The following is a 16,154-nucleotide window of genomic DNA, read 5'->3' as shown; positions in this document are numbered from 1 at the left end:
GTCAGCGCTGCTCACGCGGCGGACGGTGCGGCAGCGCTATGCTGTTGCTATCCCCCACAAACGCCGCCCACACGCCGCCGGGTTGCCACAGCGCCTCCATCGGCGTGCGTGCCGTCGCATCGGCCCAGCCCAGCACATCGCGCCGGTAGCGATAGAAGAATGCCGACACGCGCAAGTTGAGGATGCAGTGGACATGGACGCGAGCCGCGCCCAGCGTGGCCAGCGCCGTGCAAAAGCGCTCGAAATCAGCATCGCTCGGCGCATCGAAAGCAACCGGAATGTGGGTGTAGGTCATCCCTGCGGCGGCAACGCTGAACGCTTCATCTGGCAAAGCCCGTTCGTGCGTGTGGGGTCCGAGATTGATGACATGCCGCACGCCCATCGCCGCAAGCTCGGCGAGTTCGACCTCGCTCGGTTGCCCCGAGGTCGTAATCTGCGCGTCGAGGCGCTGCCAGTTAGGGATATGGATAGGGTCGGCCATACGGGCTCCGTCAGTCAGAGGATGCCCAGGCGAGCGGCTTTCCGAGGTCGCGCTCCACGGTGGTGCCCCACCTGCTTCGCCAGTCACGCGACTGGTGCAGGATATCCGAACCCGCCGGGTGCCGCTAGGCTTTGCCTTCGGGCGGGATCTCGGCCTCCCCCCAACCCGTATCCGCCCGCTCCGTATCCGCCCGCATCCGCCGCACCGCCAACGCCGCCCCGAGGAGAAAACCGCCCGGCACCAGCGTGACCGCGGCGATCAGCCCGATCCGCCGCCAGTCGGTCTTCTCCTTGGGGTTTTGGGCACTCACCCCAGATCCGCCGTCACAAAATCGGCGCAGCGCTCGCCGATCATGATCGAGGGCGCATTGGTGTTACCCGAGACGAGCTTGGGCATGACCGAGGCATCGGCGACGTACAGCCCCTCCACCCCGCGCACGCGCAGTCGCGGATCGCACACCGCCGCATCGTCCGACCCCATCCGCGCCGTACCGACCGGGTGATAGACCGTATCGGCGCGCGCCCGGATCAAGCGTTCGAGCGCATCGTCATCGCTGAGGTCGATTGGATAGCGGTCGCGCCCCTGATGATTGCTGAGCGGCGGCTGTTCGAGAATGCGATACATCGCGCGCACCCCCGCCTTCATCACCTCCATGTCGCGCGAATCGCTGAAGAAGGCCGGGTCGATCACCGGCGCCGCCCGCGCATCGCCCGAGGCGAGCCGAACCGTCCCGGTACTTTCCGGCCGCAGCACGCAGACGTGGCACGAGAAACCATGCCCCGGCACTTTGGTCCGGCCATGATCCTCCAGTGCTGCGATCACGAAATGCAATTGCACATCGGGCGCGGGCGCGTCCGGCGTGACGGTCAGGAAGCCGCCCGCTTCGGCAAACGGCGTCGTCATCATCCCCTCGCGCTTGCGCAGCCAACTGATCAGCGCGCCGCCCATCGCCAGCGTGCCCTTTAGCGAATTGCCGACAAAGCTTTTTCCCGGCGTTTCGAACGCCGCGACATAATCGATATGATCCTGCAGGTTTTCGCCGACCGCCGGCCGGTCGACGCGCACGGCGATGCCATGTTCCTGCAGATGCGCCGCCGGGCCGATGCCGGAGAGCTGCAGCAATTGCGCGGTGCCGAACACGCCGCCTGCCAGAATGACGCCACGCCGCGCGCGGATCACCTTGGATTGCCCATCCTGCAGGTACGCGACGCCCCAGGCGCGGCCATCTTCGAACAGCACGCGCTCGGCGGTCACGCCGGTCAGGATGTGGAGGTTGGGATTGCTCGGCTTGTCGCCCAAGAAGGCGCGTGCGGAAGTCCAGCGCTCCCCGCCCTTTTGCGTGACCTGGTACAGGCCGACGCCTTCCTGCCGCGCGCCGTTGAAATCGTCGTTACGCGGGATTTGCAGGCTAGCCCCCGCCTCGATGAAATCCATGCTGCCGGGATTGGCGAAGCGCTGCTCGCTCACCCACAACGGCCCGTCGGCGCCGTGAAAGTCGTCGGCCCCGCGGACATTATGCTCGGCGCGTTTGAACCACGGCAACACATCGTCATACGACCAGCCGGGGCAGCCGAGCGCCGCCCAATTGTCGTAATCCCATTTATTGCCGCGGATATAGACCATCGCGTTGATCGCGCTCGACCCGCCCAGCCCCTTGCCGCGCGGCTGATGCCCGCGGCGGCCATTCAGACCCGGCTGGGGCACGGTCTCGTAATTCCAGTTGGTCTTGTCGGTCTGAAACGCGAGGAACGCCGGGATGCGGGTGCGCAAGCCAGTGTTGCGGCCCCCGGCTTCCAGCAAGGCGACGGAGAACCGTCCCCCGTCGCTCAGGCGTCCGGCAGCGGCCGCCCCGCCGGATCCACCCCCGACGACAACGATATCGGCTTCTTCCATTCAGTCTCTCCAGACCCGCCGGCGGTTGCCGGTCGATAGTTATCCGTCGCACGCCAGCGCGCCTTGATCGTCTCCGACGTATCGCGGCTGCCATCGTGGCTCCACCCCGGCGGCATCACCATATAGCCCAGCTTGGCACGAAGCCCCGGCGCGCGCCACACATCCTGCGCGATGCCGATCCATTCGTGGAACGCCGCCCACAGCACGTTGAAGCTGCCGAGATTCTTGACGATCCCATAGCGCGGGCGATCATCGTCGCGCTCGGGCACGAAGGTGCCGAACATCTTGTCCCACACGATGAACACGCCGGCATAATTGCTGTCGAGATAGCGCGGATTGGTCGCGTGATGCGCGCGGTGGTGCGACGGCGTGTTCATCACCGCCTCGAACCAGCGCGGCATCCGATCGATCACTTCGGTGTGGATCCAGAATTGGTAGATCAGATTGATCCCCGCGACGAAGAACACCAGGGCCGGGGGAAAGCCGATCAGGAACAGCGGCAAGCGGAACAGGAAACCGATGCTGAAAAAGCCGGTCCAGGTCTGCCGCAGCGCGGTCGACAGGTTATAATGCTGGCTCGAATGGTGGATGACATGGCTCGCCCAGAACCACCGCACGCGGTGCGCCGAACGGTGGAAGACGTAATAGGCCAGATCGTCGATCACGAAGGCGATGACGAACCAATACCATTGGTAACCGATGTCGAACGCGCGGAACTGCCACACCCACATCGCCAGCGCGAACACCGCCGCCCCCGACAGCGCGCCCGCCACCGTGCTTCCCAACCCGAGCATCAGCGAGGTCAACGTATCGCGCGGCTCATAACGGCTCCGGTCGCGCATCCGCGCGACGACCATCTCCGCCAGCACGAGCAGGATGAAGCCGGGCACGGCATATTGGACGGGGTCGGGCAAAACCATCGCCGCTACTTACACGACTGTCAGTGCCCCAATGTCAATGGGCGCAGCGATCAATGGAGCGTGACGACCACGTTTGACGCGCGCCCGACCGACGCCTCCAGCGCGCGCACCTCGTCCGCCACGACGCCAAAGAGCAAGACCCCGCCGAACGAACGCTCGCCGGTCTCGACTCGCACCCCCTCGATCGCCTGGGTCAACCCGAGCGGCGCGATCAGCCGCCGCGCCGCGATTTTGGCACCGTGGCGCTTGAGGATCGCAACTGCGCCGTTTCCCGCCACCAGGGCGGCATTGCCGTCAGTGCCAAGCAGCGCGCCGTGCGCAACGAAGCCCGCCAGCATCTGCTCGGCCGTCTCGCGCGCCTGCGCCTCGCTCACGATCCGGCTTTCGCCCAGCCGCAGCCAGCGCGCCACCAGCGCAAGGCCCAGCACGCCCGCCAGACTATAGCCGAGAACGAGCCAGTTCATGCCCCAGGAGACGCTGGCGTAGATAGGGCGTCGAGCAAAGGCCGCAAGCCGGTGAGGTCATACCCCGCCGCCGCCGCCTTCGCCATCGCGGCATCGGGATGCGCCCCCGCCTTGACCGCCGCCAGCGCCCAGAGGTTGCACGAGCGCGTGCCCGAGCGGCAATAGGCGAGCACCGGCCCTTTTGCTTCGGCGAGTACGGCCGCCATCGCATCGATTTGCGGGTGCGAGAAGCCGGTATGGGTGATCGGAATCGCGGTGTAGCTCAGCCCCGCGGCGTGCGCGGCAGCGGCGATGTCGTCCCCGCTCGGCTGCCCGAAGTCCTCGCCATCGGGGCGATTGTTGACGATCGCGGTAAAGCCCGACGCGGCGATCTCCGCCATGTCGTCAGGGTCGATCTGCGGGGCAACCGAAATGGTCGCGTCGATGGTGCGGAGGATGGTCATGTGCGGGTCTTACGCTGCGGTGGGTTAGGGCCGCAAGCGTGCGGTTCCGGGCGAAGCCTGAAGAAAGGGGTTCACGCGAAGGCGCGAAGAGAAGGAAGGGCGCGAAGCGCGATTCACATCATGGCGACGCCAGTTCGATCACGATCGGAATCCAAAGGCGCTTCGCGCAGATGTGCTGATCTTTACTTCGCGCCCTTCCTTCTCTTCGCGCCTTCGCGTGAACCCTTCTTCTTCTAAAAACGCTCAGTGCCGCCGCACCACCGCCAGAAACGCCTCACCATAGGCCTCCAGCTTGCGCGCACCGACGCCGGTGATTCGCCCTATCGCCGCGAGCGAAGACGGCCGTAGCGTCGCCATTTCGCGCAGCACCGAATCGTGGAAGATCACATAGGGCGGCACGCTTGCCTCCAGCGCAAGCTCGCGGCGCTTGGTGCGCAGCGCCTCGAACAGCGGATCGCCGGTCGGGTTCGAAACGGCTTCCCCCCGCCGACGGCGCGCGCGTTTGGGCGGGACGATCAGGTCGACGCGCTCGCCCTCCTTCAAAATGCCGCGCGCACCGGGGCCGAATTCCAGACCGCCGAAATCGTTCGCGCGCAGCGCATCGCGCAGCAGCAACGCCCGACCCACGGGCTTGATCAACGCCGCCTCTTCGGGCGACGAGGCGATCCCAAACACCCCGAGCGCCTCATGCCCGTTCATCAAGCTGCGCTCGCTCGACTGGCCCATCAGGACCTGTTCGATATAGCCCGCACCAAAGCTTTGGCCTGTGCGAAAGACGGCGGAGAGGAATTTCCTCGCCACCTCCGTCGCATCCACGCTGGCCGGCGGGTTGAGGCAATTGTCGCAATTGCCGCAGTTCTCGGGCGAATCGTCGCCGAAATGCTTGAGCAGGATTCGCCGACGGCACCCCGCCGTCTCGGCCAGCGCGCCGAGCGCCTGGAGCCGCTGCCGCTCGCCCGGCTGGCGTGCGGGTTCGACCTCGCCGATGCGTTGCCGCGCGCGCGCGAAATCCTCGGCACCCCAGAACAGATGCGCCACCGCCGGATCGCCGTCGCGGCCCGCGCGGCCGGTTTCCTGATAATAGGCCTCGATCGATTTGGGTAGCCCGGCATGGGCGACGAAACGCACGTCGGGCTTGTCGATCCCCATGCCGAAGGCGACCGTCGCGCACATCACCATGTCTTCGCTCGCCACGAAATCGGCCTGGTTACGCGCGCGGACCGACGGGTCGAGCCCGGCATGATAGGCGCGCGTCGGGCGTCCGGTTTTGGCGAGCGCCTCGGCCATCTTCTCGGTGCCCGCGCGGCTCTGAACATAGACAATGCCGGCGCCGGGCGTCTCCGCGATCAGATCGGCAATCTGGCGCGTGGCGTTGTCCTTGGGGCTGATACGGTACTGGATATTGGGCCGGTCGAACCCGGCGACGATCATCCCCTCGTGCGGAATGCCGAGCTGGTCGAGAATGTCGGCACGTGTGACGGCATCGGCAGTCGCGGTCAGCGCGAGGCGCGGGACGCCCGGGAACGCATCGAGCAACGGGCGCAGCAGCCGGTAATCGGGGCGGAAATCATGCCCCCATTCGGACACGCAATGCGCTTCGTCGATCGCGAACAAGGCGAGTGGCGCTTGCCCCAACAGGTCTCGGAAACTATGGCTCGAAGCGCGTTCGGGCGCGACGTAGAGCAAATCGAGTTCGCCCCGCCGGAAGCGCGCGATCGTCTCCATCTGGTCGGTATCGACCGAGGTCAGCGTGGCCGCGCTGATCCCGATCGCGGTCGCGGCACGCAACTGATCATGCATCAGCGCGATCAGCGGCGAGACCACGACGCACGTGCCCGGCAGCAATACGGCGGGCAATTGGTAGCAGAGCGACTTGCCCGCGCCGGTCGGCATGACGGCGAGCGTGTTCTCGGCAGCCAACACCCGATCGACGACCTGTTGCTGCACCCCGCGAAAGCCGGGAAAGCCGAAGGTGGATTGCAATATGGGAAGCGGATCGATCACGCGCCCTCTTGCGCGAAGCGGCCTGCCGGATGCAAGCGCGGCCGATGGAACGCGTAACCGACAACAGGGCCGAGGCCGAATTCGAACTCGCCATGGGTCGCCACCGCGCCGTTGCGGCGTATCAAATGGAAGGCGACACGATCGTCTTCACCCACACGATCGTCCCGAAGGCACTGGAGGGTCGCGGCGTCGCCTCAAAACTGATCCGCGCCGCGCTCGATTCGGCACGCGACCGTGGGTTGAAGGTGATCCCGCAATGCCCGTTCGTGGCGGCGTTCATCGAGAAGCATCCGGAGTATCGGGGATTGCTGAAATAGGTTCGAGCCTCGTATCGGCGACGGCAGGGATTGATGGTTAGCTGCTGTTTCCGAGATGAGGGTAGTAGGCTATGTAATCCGCGTGAGTGGAGAACACCTCGGCAAAGTCATTGCCGTCGCTGAAGAACAAGGTGAGTTCTATGTAGGGAGGATTAGACCAATCCCCTAACCCGGATTATTCATCGGGAGCGATAATCGGTGGTGGCGATCGTGGTCTAAGTCTTTGGTTTGGAGTAGAGAAAGGGTGCTTACGCCATCCCTCTGCTCCAGACAGAAAGTGCCACGACCGCCATGGCCGACGATAGTGGGTTCTCCTTCACCTTCCCAGCCATTCGTGGTCGAAAAATCACCGCCGCGTTCGACGGCGGTCGGCTGACGTCGGACGGCGGCGTGCTACTGCTCGCACAGGCCGAGCGGCGGTTGGGGATCGCGGATCGGCTCGCCGCCTGCATCGCTGATCCGCGCGATCAGGGTCGGGTGATCCACCGGGTCGCCGACATCTTGCGCGCCCGCATGCTCGCGATCTCGTGTGGGTATGAAGACGCCAATGATCTCGACGCCCTGCGGCATGATCCAGGGTTCAAGCTGGCGCTCGGCAAACTGCCGGGTGATCCGTTCGGGCTGGCCAGCCAGCCGACGATGAGCCGGTGGGAAAACGCGCCGACTACGCGCGAGTTGATCCGTCTGACCGGTACGCTGGTCGACCTTTATTGCGCGAGCTACCCCGTGCCACCTGCGGCGGTGACGCTCGACATCGATGATACCGTCGACGTCGTACACGGCGCGCAGCAGCTCTCTTTCTGGAACGGCCACTACGGCGAGCGCTGCTTCCTGCCGATCCATGTCTACGACACCGCTACCGGGCGGCCGGTTGCGATGCTGCTGCGCACCGGCAAAACGCCGTCGGGCAAGGAAGTCGCCGGCCATGTTCGCCGGCTCGTGCGACGTATCCGTCGCCACTGGCCCGATACCCGGATCACGCTGCGCGGCGATGGTCATTACGGTCGGCCAGAGCCGATGGCCTGGTGCGAGGCGAACGGAATCGACTACATCTTCGGGCTGCCCGGCAACCGCACGCTCCACGCCGATCCCGTCATCGTTCGGGAAGGCGATGCCTGCGCGACCGACCGGGCATTGCAGGGACTGGTCGAACTAAGGCGTTACGCAGAGACGCGCTACGCTGCGAAAACCTGGGGGAATACCGAACGTCGCGTCGTTGCTCGCATCGAGGCGAGCAGCCTCGGCCTCGACATCCGCCTCGTTGTCACCTCGCTTGCCGAGGGCAGCGCTGAACGGATCTATGACACGCTTTACTGCGCCCGCGGCCAGGCGGAAAACTTGATCAAGCTGCATAAAACGCAGCTGAAGAGCGACCGAACCTCCTGCTGCTCGGCCAACGCCAATCAGATGCGGCTCATCCTTCACACCGCCGCCTACTGGCTGATGTGGGCCGTGCGGCACGCTATGCCCGCAACCGCCACGCTCCGCACCGCCGAGTTCGCGACCATCCGCCTGCGGCTGCTCAAGGTCGCCGCGCGCGTCGTCGAAACCACCAGCCGCATCCGCATCGCCTTCGCAAGCGCCTGTCCCGATGCCGCGCTGTTCCGATCCATCGCGCTCAACTTGCGCACCACGGGACCATGATCGATGCGGCAGTGGCCGCCAAACGAACCCCGCCCATCAACTCCGCCCCAAACTGTGAACCCGCGATGAGACAGGCGCTTGGGACCCATGCGCCCTGCCTGCGGCTACACGACGCCTGCGCTGACCCATCGGCTGAGAAACGCTGCCGGTGAATAGATCAGGCTAAAGCAACGGTGCAGGTTCTCAGAACTCCATATCGATCTGCACTGGCGGTTAAGACCCTTCCTCGATCCTCGACAAATTCACCTTCGATTACATTTGCGTGCCTATCGAGACTGTAGTGCTCCGATGGCTCAAATGGGCCGAACGCGACACCCATAGGCGGGTCTAGGTGTTCAATTGTGGCTGTCCCGACGAGTGTCGGACCTTCGTGGAGGCTGACCTGCATAGCTTGGTATTCCACACGCGCTGAATGTCGGCAACTGGGCGCTTTAAGCCTTGGCGCTCAACGCTAACCTCACTCCGCCGCCACGGCCTCTTCCGCCCGCTCCTGCGCCTGACGGTTCCACATCTCGGCATAGAGGCCATTCTTGCGCAGCAGCGCGGCGTGGCTGCCGCGCTCGACCACTTGCCCCGCCTCGAGCACGACGATCTCATCGGCATGGACCACCGTCGACAAGCGATGCGCGATGACGATCGTGGTGCGACCGCGCTCGATCGCTTGCAGCGTGTCGAGGATCTCGCCCTCGGTCCGGCTGTCGAGCGCGCTGGTCGCCTCGTCGAGGATCAGCACCGGCGGGTTCTTGAGCAGCGTCCGCGCAATCGCGACGCGCTGCTTCTCGCCGCCCGACAGCTTCAACCCGCGTTCGCCGACGCGCGTCTCGTATCCTTGCGGTTGGCGTTCGATGAACCCAGCGATCGCGGCCCCGCGCGCGGCGTTCTCGATCTCCGCACGCCCCGCGCCCTCGCGACCATAAGCGATGTTGTAGCCGATCGTGTCGTTGAACAGCACCGTATCCTGCGGCACGATGCCGATCGCGGCGCGCAAACTCGCTTGCGTCACCTGCGAAATGTCCTGCCCATCGACGGTAATACGCCCGCCGGTCAGATCGTAGAAGCGGTACAGCAGCCGCGCGAGTGTCGACTTGCCCGCGCCCGATGGCCCGACCACGGCGAGCGTCTTGCCCGCCGGGATGTCGAGGTCGATTCCCTTCAGGATCGGCATGCCGGGGTCATAACCGAAACGCACGTTTTCGAAGCGCACATGCCCGTTCGGCACGGTGAGTGCGGCAGCGCCAGGCACATCAACCACTTCCGACGGCGTATCGATCAAATCGAACATCGCCCCCATGTCGATCACGCCCTGCCGGATCGTGCGATAGACCATGCCGAGCAAATCGAGCGGGCGGAACAATTGCGACAACAGCGTCGAGACGAACACCACGTCACCCGCCGAGAAGTCACCCCGGCCCCACCCATACGCCACGAACGCCATCCCGCCGCCGAGCATCAGATTGGTGATCAGCGCTTGCCCGACGTTGAGCCATGCCAGCGAGTTTTCGGAGGTAACCGCGGCATTGGCGTACGCCAGCATCGCCGCGTCGTAGCGCTTCCCCTCGCGCTCCTCCGCGCCGAAATATTTGACCGTTTCGAAATTGAGCAGCGAATCGACCGCATGGCTGACAGCACCGGTATCCAGATCGTTCATCCGCGTGCGCAAGGCCGCGCGCCAATCGGTCACCATCCGCGTGAACCAGATATAGACCACGACCATCGCGACCGTCGCCGCAACCAGGCCCCAGCCGAAACTGGAGCGGAAGATATTGAGCACCAGCCCTAATTCCAGCACCGTCGGCGCGATGTTGAAGAGCATGAAATAGAGCATCGTATCGATGCTCTTGGTCCCACGTTCGACCACTTTGGTCACCGCGCCGGTGCGGCGTTCGAGATGGAAGCGCAGCGAGAGTTGGTGGAGGTGCCGGAACACGCTCGCCGCCAGCCGCCGCGTCGCGTCCTGCCCGACGCGCTCGAATACGGCATTCCGCAAATTATCGAACAGGGTCGTCGAAAAGCGCGCGCCGGCATAACCGAGTACCAAGGCGATCACGATCCACACCGCACCGCGCTGCCCTTGCGCCATCCGGTCGACCGCCCATTTCAGCGTATAGGCGCTCGCATAGACTTGCGTGACCTTCGACAGCACGACCAGCGTCATCGCCCCCACGATCCGCAGGCGAAGGATCGGCGCGTCGGCCGGCCACAGATAGGGCAGGAAGCGCTTGAGCGTCGGCAGCATGGGCCGTTCGGGCGCGGTCGAGGTGGTGGCGGTATCGGGTGGCATCTGGCCCCCATGTAGGCACAGTCAAGCGCCCCTGAAAGCGCTTCGTGGAACAACCGCCTCGGCCCATCGTTTTTACACGCGAAGGGACGAGGGTATGGAACCGCTTTTCTACGTTATGGCGATCATGGGGTGCGGTGACGGCAACACCGCGTGTCAACAGACCCGACTCGAGCCTGCGCAGTACCAGTCGATACGGGCGTGCCATCAAGCGATGCCCGCCGCCCTCGCGCGCAACAGCGACATCGATTATCCGGTCGTGGCCGCATCGTGCCGGGCGACCGGCACGCGCATGGCGCAGGCCCACACCGTGGCGCGCCCGCGCGGTTGATTTTCTCCGTCGTAGCATCGTGCTAGACTGCCCCCGAGCGGGGGAACGTCATGAAAAAGTTTGTTGCCGTGGTTGTCGGTATCGCAGTCGCATTTTTGCTAGTGGCGACCAGTGATTGGATCGGCAGTTGGCTGTTCCCGATCGACAACGTCAATTCTGCCGATCCGGGCATGTTGGCTGATTACATCGCCGGAATGCCGATTGCGGCGAAAATGATCATCGCCGGTGGTTGGCTGATCGCACCGCTTGCCGGAGCGTGGTTAGCCTTGCGGATCGCTGATTGGCGGCCCGGCGGCTGGATCGTTGCAACGGTCTTTCTCGCGGCGGGGCTGATGAATCAGTTTGTCCTGCCGCATCCGCTGTCGATGCAGATCGGCGCTGTCGTGCTGCCGCTGATCGGCGGCTGGCTGGCACAGCGCCTCCACCGCAAGCCCTATCCCGGCGAGCCGTTGCTAGGTTAGTCGGCGATCTGCGGCCCTTGCGCGTATCCGACGGGCTCGCCATCTCCGCGCCAGACGCGCCACACCGGAGAGCCTGGATGACCGATTCCTATACCCCCCCCACAGTCTGGAGCTGGAACAAGGATAATGGTGGCCGCTTCGCCAACATCAACCGACCCATTGCCGGAGCGACGCATGACAAGGATCTGCCGGTCGGCAAGCATCCGCTGCAGCTCTATTCGCTGGCCACGCCCAATGGCGTGAAGGTCACGGTGATGCTCGAGGAATTGCTCGCCGCCGGACATGTGGGCGCGGAATATGACGCCTGGCTGATCAAGATCATGGAGGGCGACCAGTTCGGCAGTGGCTTCGTCGCGGCCAACCCTAATTCGAAGATTCCCGCGCTGGTCGATCATAGCGGCGCGTCACCGGTGCGCGTGTTCGAATCGGGTTCGATCCTGCTGTACCTCGCCGAGAAGTTCGGCGCGTTCGTGCCGACCGATCCGGCCAAGCGCGCCGAAGTGCTGTCGTGGCTGTTCTGGCAGATGGGCGCTGGCCCGATGCTGGGCGGCGGGTTCGGGCATTTCTACGCTTATGCGCCGGTGAAGATCGAATATGCGATCGACCGCTTCGCGATGGAAGTGAAGCGCCAGCTCGACGTGCTCGACCGGCGCTTGGGCGAGAGCGAATATGTCGGCGGCGACGCCTATTCGATCGCCGACATGGCGATTTGGCCGTGGTACGGCGCGCTGGTGAAGGGCCTGGTCTATGACGCGGGCGAATTTCTCCAGGTACAGGACTATACAAACGTCTCGCGCTGGACCGACGCGATCGGCGCGCGCCCGGCAGTGCAGCGCGGGCGGATGGTCAACCGGGTGATGGGCGATCCCGCCAGCCAGCTCCACGAACGCCACGATGCGAGCGATTTCGACACCAAGACGCAGGACAAGCTCGCCCCGCCACCCACCGACGCCTGACGCCAAAAGACGCCCGCCACGCAACGATCTTGCGCGTCTCTGGTTGATGCCGACAAATACGGGCATGGTCGGCATCGACCAGGATGACGGGAGCGTGCGTGACGGACGGCGAGGCGGCAGCGGCGGAAGCGGGCGAACCGCGGCGCCGTGCGCGTTGGCGCTGGGTCCTCGGCTTCGTGGCGCTGGTGATTTTCGCCATGGTCGGCGCGCTGGTGCTGCTGCGCAAACCGCTGGCGACGCATTTTGTCGATCAAGCACTTCGCGCCCGCGGCGTGGCGGCCCGCTATGAGATCGCGCAAATCGGGCTGCGTACGCAGCGGCTGACCAACGTCAGGATCGGTGATCCGGCCCGGCCCGACCTGCTCGCCGATTGGGTCGAAGTCGATACCAGCCTGTGGGTTTCAGGCGCGTCGGTCACCGCAATCCGCGTCGGCAAGGTGGAGCTCCGCGCGCGGCTGGCCGATGGGAAGGTGTCGTTCGGCGCGATCGATCGCTTGCTTCCCGCGTCGTCGGACAAGCCCTTCGCCATGCCCGCGGTGCATGCGGAGATCGGCGACGCGCGGGTCGCACTGGCGACGCCGTACGGCCCCATAGCGGTGCAAGTGAAAGGTGCCGGGCGGCTCGACGACGGGTTTGCGGGTATCCTCAACGCACGCGCGGCACGACTGGATCTTGGCGGGTGCCAAATCCAGTCCGCCGCCGCCGCGCTGACCGTTCGGATCGTGCAGGCGCGCCCGAGCCTGGTCGGCCCGCTGTCGCTGGCGCAGGCGACCTGTGAGGGCGTGAAGGTCGCCAATGCTCGTGCCGATATGTCGGTCGCGCTGAACACCGGGCTGGACCATTGGAAGGGCTCCGCGCGGCTCGCGATCGCGGCGGTCGACAGCGCCGTCGCGCGTGCGCGCGGCATCGCCGGGCCGGTCACCTTTGTCGGATCGACACAGGATGTGTCGGGCACGGTCGACCTGCAATCGGGTGCGTTTGCGGCGGCGGGCACCAGCGGCATCAGCACCGCGCTGACCGGCAAATATCGCTATGCAAGCGGGCTCGCCTTCGACGGGACCGCGCGCGCGCGCCGCGTCGTCGTGCCGCAGCGCGTGCTTGTCGGACTCGCTCCGTACCGCTCGATCGGGGCGGGAACACCGATCGCACCGCTTGCCGCGAAGATCGTCGCCGCAACGCAGGCCGCTGCCCGGTCGGTCGATCTGGATGCCCAGCTTTCGACCATCATCGCGGGTGCGCGCGGTGAGGTGAGCGTGTCGCGCCTCGCGCTCGCGTCCTCGTCCGGCGCGCGCGCGATGATCTCGGGCGGTCGCGGTATCCGCTTTCGCTGGCCAGATGGGGCGGTATGGATCGACAGCGCGGCGCAGATCGCCGGCGGCGGGCTGCCCGATGCGCGCGTTCAGCTAACGCAGGCGACACCGGGCGCGGCGCTGATCGGGCGCGCGATGGTCGCGCCCTACGTTGCGGGAAGCTCGCGGCTCACGCTGGCGCCGATCGATTTCAGCGCGAGCCCCAGTGGCGCCACACGGATCAAGACTCGCGTCGCCCTGTCGGGTGCGCTGGGCGATGGCCGGATCGACGCACTGAGCATGCCGATCGCGGCAAGCTGGGATGGCAAAACCCAATTGGTGGTCAATGCCGCCTGTGCGCCGCTGGCGTTCGAGCGCCTGCAGACAGCCGGTTTGGATCTGCGGCGATCGGCGGTAACGCTGTGCCCGATAGATGGCGGTCTCGTCCGGCTGGATCGCGGCACGATGCGCGGCGGTGGAAGGATCGGCCCGGTGCGACTCGGCGGCACGCTCGGCAGTGCGCCGGTCGAGCTCGTCACGAGGCGCGCCGAGTGGCGGCTGGGCGACCGCCAATTCGCCGTAACTGGAGTACACGTCCAGCTTGGCACCACCGAGCGGCTTACGCGGCTCGATGTGGCGACGCTCGGCGGCAGCTTCGGCAGCGACGGACTGTCAGGGCGTTTTGCGAGTGCAAGTGGGCAGATCGGAAACGTGCCGCTGTTGCTGTCCGAAGCCGATGGCGCGTGGCGCTTCGCGGCAGGCAGGCTCGCGCTCGACGGTGCGCTGACGGTGGCCGACTCCGCGACCGCGCCGCGCTTCAATCCGCTGGCCGCGCGTGCCGTGACCCTGACGTTGGTGAATAATCGCATCGCCGCGACCGGCACGCTGTTCGAGCCGACCCACGCGGTGAAGGTCGCCGACGTGACGATCGCGCATGACCTTGGCGCAGGCACCGGCCACGCCGACCTGACCGTGCCCGGCATTACCTTCGATGAGCGCTTCCAGCCCGACCAGCTAACGCGGCTGACGTTCGGCGTCATCGCACAGGTCGCCGGGTCGGTGAATGGCGCAGGCCATATTCGCTGGACTCCGCAAGGGGTGACCAGCGACGGCGTGTTCCGCACGCCCGGCACCGATCTTGCGGCTGGCTTCGGCCCGGCAACCGGGATCGCGGGGGAGATCCGCTTCACCGATCTGCTCGCGCTCGAAACCGCGCCGGGGCAGACGCTCACGATCAAGACGATCAACCCGGGCGTTCCGGTCACGGACGGGACGGTGCGCTACCATCTGCTGCCGAACACCCGCATCGCGGTGGAGGAAGGGCGCTGGCCGTTTGCGGGCGGCACACTGACGTTGGAGCCGACCGTGCTCGATTTCGGCGAGGCGCGGGAGCGCCGCATGACTTTCCGCGTCACAGGCGTCGAGGCAGCGCAGTTCCTCCAGCAATTCGACTTCAAGAACCTCGACGCAACCGGCGTGTTCGACGGGACACTGCCGATGGTGTTCGATGCCACGGGTGGCCGAGTCGATGGCGGACATCTGGTGGTGCGACCCGGCGGTGGGACGATCGCCTATGTCGGCGAGGTGACGCAGGAGGACGTCGGTTTCTGGGGCAATTTCGCGTTTCAGGCGCTGAAATCGCTGCGCTATCGCGACCTCGACGTGGTGATGAACGGGCCGCTGGCGGGCGAGATCATCACCGAAGTGCGCTTTGCGGGCATCGCGCAAGGCGCGGGGGCGAAGCGCAATCTCCTGTTCGACCGGCTACAGAAATTGCCGATCGTGTTCAACTTGCGGATTGAGGCACCATTCCGCCAATTGATCGATTCGGCGCAGAGCTTCTATGATCCGAAACGACTGATCGAACGCAACCTGCCGACGCTACTTGAGGAGCAGAACAAACGCGCTCCGGCATCGCCTGTGCCGCCGCCAGCGCCTCCGCTCACGCCGCCCGTCTCCATTCAGCCATCCGAAAGCAGAAAGCTGCCATGACGCAAAGTGCATCGATGCAAAGTGCATTGACGGGGGCGACGGATCGACCGACCAAGACCGTGATGAAAAGACTGACGAAGCTGGCCGTATTGGCAACGCTGGGCATGACGGGCGCGTGCGTCACCGTGTCGGCACCCGACAAGCCGATCGTCATCAACCTCAACATCAAGGTCTCACAGGAAGTGGTCTATCGGCTCGACGGCCAGGCGAAGAGTTTGATTCAAGCTCAACCAGGGATTTTCTGATGACACGCATGTTCAAGATCTTAATCGCCGCGCTCGCGCTGCTCGGCGCATCGACTGCGGCGCTGGCGCAGCGCGACCCGGCCTATCAGGCGGCGCGCACCGCAGGGCAGATCGGCGAGCAGCCCGACGGCTATCTCGGCGTCGTCGGCACAGGGACCGCGGAATTGCGCGCGATGATCAACAACATCAACATTCAGCGCAAGGCCGCTTACACCCAGCAAAGCGCGCAATCCGGGTCTACGGTCGATCAGTTCGCCGTCACCAGCGGCTGCAACCTGATTGCGCGGACCGTGCCGGGGGAGAAATACAAGGCACCCGACGGGACGTGGAAGACGCGGACCAGCGCACCGCCGGAACGGATCGCAAGCTGCATTTGAGGGGCGCAGGCCCGCCACGCGTATATTCCAATCCCGTTCGGGCTGAGCCTGTCGAAGCC

16 protein-coding genes and 1 riboswitch are annotated in these 16,154 nt (G+C 65.4%); of the genes, 8 read left to right on the top strand and 8 right to left on the bottom strand.

Going from position 1 to position 16,154, the window contains the following annotated elements; translation table 11 throughout:
- Position 1 precedes the first annotated feature (1 nt).
- The 7 genes from HMP06_RS14035 to recQ all read right to left on the bottom strand — a co-directional run bounded on the left by HMP06_RS14035 (position 2) and on the right by recQ (position 6,205).
- Entirely contained in the window at positions 2-481 is a 480-nt protein-coding gene (locus HMP06_RS14035; protein ID WP_176497635.1) for a protein tyrosine phosphatase family protein, read from the bottom strand.
- Positions 482-497: 16 nt separating this feature from the next.
- Positions 498-578: riboswitch (ZMP/ZTP riboswitch) on the bottom strand.
- Between the two features lie 27 nt (positions 579-605).
- Positions 606-791, bottom strand: coding sequence for a hypothetical protein (locus HMP06_RS14030; protein ID WP_176497634.1), 186 nt, complete (start codon positions 789-791; stop codon positions 606-608).
- Positions 788-2,374 (bottom strand): GMC family oxidoreductase, encoded by a 1,587-nt coding sequence (locus HMP06_RS14025; protein WP_176497633.1) that lies wholly within the window; start codon positions 2,372-2,374, stop codon positions 788-790. The genes HMP06_RS14030 and HMP06_RS14025 overlap by 4 nt, the downstream gene beginning before the upstream one ends.
- On the bottom strand, positions 2,308-3,294 hold the full coding sequence (locus HMP06_RS14020; protein ID WP_176497632.1) for a sterol desaturase family protein: 987 nt from the start codon (positions 3,292-3,294) through the stop codon (positions 2,308-2,310). Before HMP06_RS14020 ends, HMP06_RS14025 begins: the two co-directional genes overlap by 67 nt.
- A 50-nt stretch (positions 3,295-3,344) precedes the next feature.
- A complete protein-coding gene (locus tag HMP06_RS14015; protein ID WP_176497631.1) occupies positions 3,345-3,758 on the bottom strand; it encodes a hypothetical protein in 414 nt (137 codons plus the stop codon).
- A complete protein-coding gene (locus HMP06_RS14010; RefSeq protein ID WP_176497630.1) occupies positions 3,755-4,201 on the bottom strand; it encodes a TIGR01244 family sulfur transferase in 447 nt (148 codons plus the stop codon). The genes HMP06_RS14015 and HMP06_RS14010 overlap by 4 nt, the downstream gene beginning before the upstream one ends.
- A 243-nt stretch (positions 4,202-4,444) precedes the next feature.
- Positions 4,445-6,205 (bottom strand): DNA helicase RecQ, encoded by a 1,761-nt coding sequence (gene recQ / locus HMP06_RS14005; RefSeq protein WP_176497629.1) that lies wholly within the window; start codon positions 6,203-6,205, stop codon positions 4,445-4,447.
- A gap of 44 nt (positions 6,206-6,249) precedes the next feature.
- On the opposite strand from recQ, the gene HMP06_RS14000 reads away from it, so the two are divergent.
- A complete protein-coding gene (locus HMP06_RS14000) occupies positions 6,250-6,522 on the top strand; it encodes a GNAT family N-acetyltransferase (RefSeq protein ID WP_176497628.1) in 273 nt (90 codons plus the stop codon).
- A 291-nt stretch (positions 6,523-6,813) separates the two neighbouring features.
- Positions 6,814-8,166: an IS1380 family transposase gene (locus HMP06_RS13995; protein WP_176495742.1), complete on the top strand. Its 1,353-nt coding sequence runs from the start codon at positions 6,814-6,816 to the stop codon at positions 8,164-8,166.
- A 457-nt stretch (positions 8,167-8,623) separates the two neighbouring features.
- Here HMP06_RS13995 and HMP06_RS13990 read toward each other — a convergent pair whose 3' ends face one another.
- Positions 8,624-10,447 (bottom strand): ABCB family ABC transporter ATP-binding protein/permease, encoded by a 1,824-nt coding sequence (locus HMP06_RS13990; protein WP_176497627.1) that lies wholly within the window; start codon positions 10,445-10,447, stop codon positions 8,624-8,626.
- Positions 10,448-10,541: 94 nt separating this feature from the next.
- Between HMP06_RS13990 and HMP06_RS13985 the strand changes: the two genes are divergently transcribed.
- From HMP06_RS13985 to HMP06_RS13960, 6 genes are all read left to right on the top strand, one after another.
- On the top strand, positions 10,542-10,775 hold the full coding sequence (locus HMP06_RS13985; RefSeq protein ID WP_176497626.1) for a hypothetical protein: 234 nt from the start codon (positions 10,542-10,544) through the stop codon (positions 10,773-10,775).
- A gap of 50 nt (positions 10,776-10,825) precedes the next feature.
- Positions 10,826-11,236 carry a hypothetical protein gene (locus HMP06_RS13980; RefSeq protein WP_176497625.1) on the top strand — a complete coding sequence of 137 codons (411 nt, stop codon included), beginning with the start codon at positions 10,826-10,828 and terminating at the stop codon, positions 11,234-11,236.
- A gap of 77 nt (positions 11,237-11,313) precedes the next feature.
- On the top strand, positions 11,314-12,192 hold the full coding sequence (gene yghU, locus HMP06_RS13975; protein WP_176497624.1) for a glutathione-dependent disulfide-bond oxidoreductase: 879 nt from the start codon (positions 11,314-11,316) through the stop codon (positions 12,190-12,192).
- 98 nt (positions 12,193-12,290) lie between these two features.
- Positions 12,291-15,473 (top strand): YdbH domain-containing protein, encoded by a 3,183-nt coding sequence (locus tag HMP06_RS13970; RefSeq protein WP_232089697.1) that lies wholly within the window; start codon positions 12,291-12,293, stop codon positions 15,471-15,473.
- A complete protein-coding gene (locus HMP06_RS13965; RefSeq protein WP_232089696.1) occupies positions 15,470-15,718 on the top strand; it encodes a YnbE family lipoprotein in 249 nt (82 codons plus the stop codon). Before HMP06_RS13970 ends, HMP06_RS13965 begins: the two co-directional genes overlap by 4 nt.
- On the top strand, positions 15,718-16,095 hold the full coding sequence (locus tag HMP06_RS13960) for a YdbL family protein (RefSeq protein ID WP_176497622.1): 378 nt from the start codon (positions 15,718-15,720) through the stop codon (positions 16,093-16,095). Before HMP06_RS13965 ends, HMP06_RS13960 begins: the two co-directional genes overlap by 1 nt.
- Positions 16,096-16,154 lie beyond the last annotated feature (59 nt).

Source organism: Sphingomonas sp. HMP6 (genome assembly GCF_013374095.1).
GTDB lineage: Bacteria > Pseudomonadota > Alphaproteobacteria > Sphingomonadales > Sphingomonadaceae > Sphingomonas.
The sequence above is the reverse complement of the archived record's forward strand: the minus strand, read 5'-3'. Positions and strand labels throughout refer to the sequence as shown.

What these genes read in the sequence shown, in the direction of transcription:
- HMP06_RS13980 (WP_176497625.1), top strand. Translation starts at nt 10,826, where the DNA reads ATGAAAAAGTTTGTTGCCGTGGTTGTCGGTATCGCAGTCGCATTTTTG.
- HMP06_RS13990 (WP_176497627.1), bottom strand. Translation starts at nt 10,447, where the DNA reads ATGCCACCCGATACCGCCACCACCTCGACCGCGCCCGAACGGCCCATG.
- HMP06_RS14025 (WP_176497633.1), bottom strand. Translation starts at nt 2,374, where the DNA reads ATGGAAGAAGCCGATATCGTTGTCGTCGGGGGTGGATCCGGCGGGGCG.
- HMP06_RS14000 (WP_176497628.1), top strand. Translation starts at nt 6,250, where the DNA reads ATGGAACGCGTAACCGACAACAGGGCCGAGGCCGAATTCGAACTCGCC.
- HMP06_RS13995 (WP_176495742.1), top strand. Translation starts at nt 6,814, where the DNA reads ATGGCCGACGATAGTGGGTTCTCCTTCACCTTCCCAGCCATTCGTGGT.
- HMP06_RS13965 (WP_232089696.1), top strand. Translation starts at nt 15,470, where the DNA reads ATGACGCAAAGTGCATCGATGCAAAGTGCATTGACGGGGGCGACGGAT.
- HMP06_RS14020 (WP_176497632.1), bottom strand. Translation starts at nt 3,294, where the DNA reads ATGGTTTTGCCCGACCCCGTCCAATATGCCGTGCCCGGCTTCATCCTG.
- HMP06_RS14035 (WP_176497635.1), bottom strand. Translation starts at nt 481, where the DNA reads ATGGCCGACCCTATCCATATCCCTAACTGGCAGCGCCTCGACGCGCAG.
- HMP06_RS14015 (WP_176497631.1), bottom strand. Translation starts at nt 3,758, where the DNA reads ATGAACTGGCTCGTTCTCGGCTATAGTCTGGCGGGCGTGCTGGGCCTT.
- HMP06_RS14010 (WP_176497630.1), bottom strand. Translation starts at nt 4,201, where the DNA reads ATGACCATCCTCCGCACCATCGACGCGACCATTTCGGTTGCCCCGCAG.
- HMP06_RS13985 (WP_176497626.1), top strand. Translation starts at nt 10,542, where the DNA reads ATGGAACCGCTTTTCTACGTTATGGCGATCATGGGGTGCGGTGACGGC.
- yghU (WP_176497624.1), top strand. Translation starts at nt 11,314, where the DNA reads ATGACCGATTCCTATACCCCCCCCACAGTCTGGAGCTGGAACAAGGAT.
- HMP06_RS13960 (WP_176497622.1), top strand. Translation starts at nt 15,718, where the DNA reads ATGACACGCATGTTCAAGATCTTAATCGCCGCGCTCGCGCTGCTCGGC.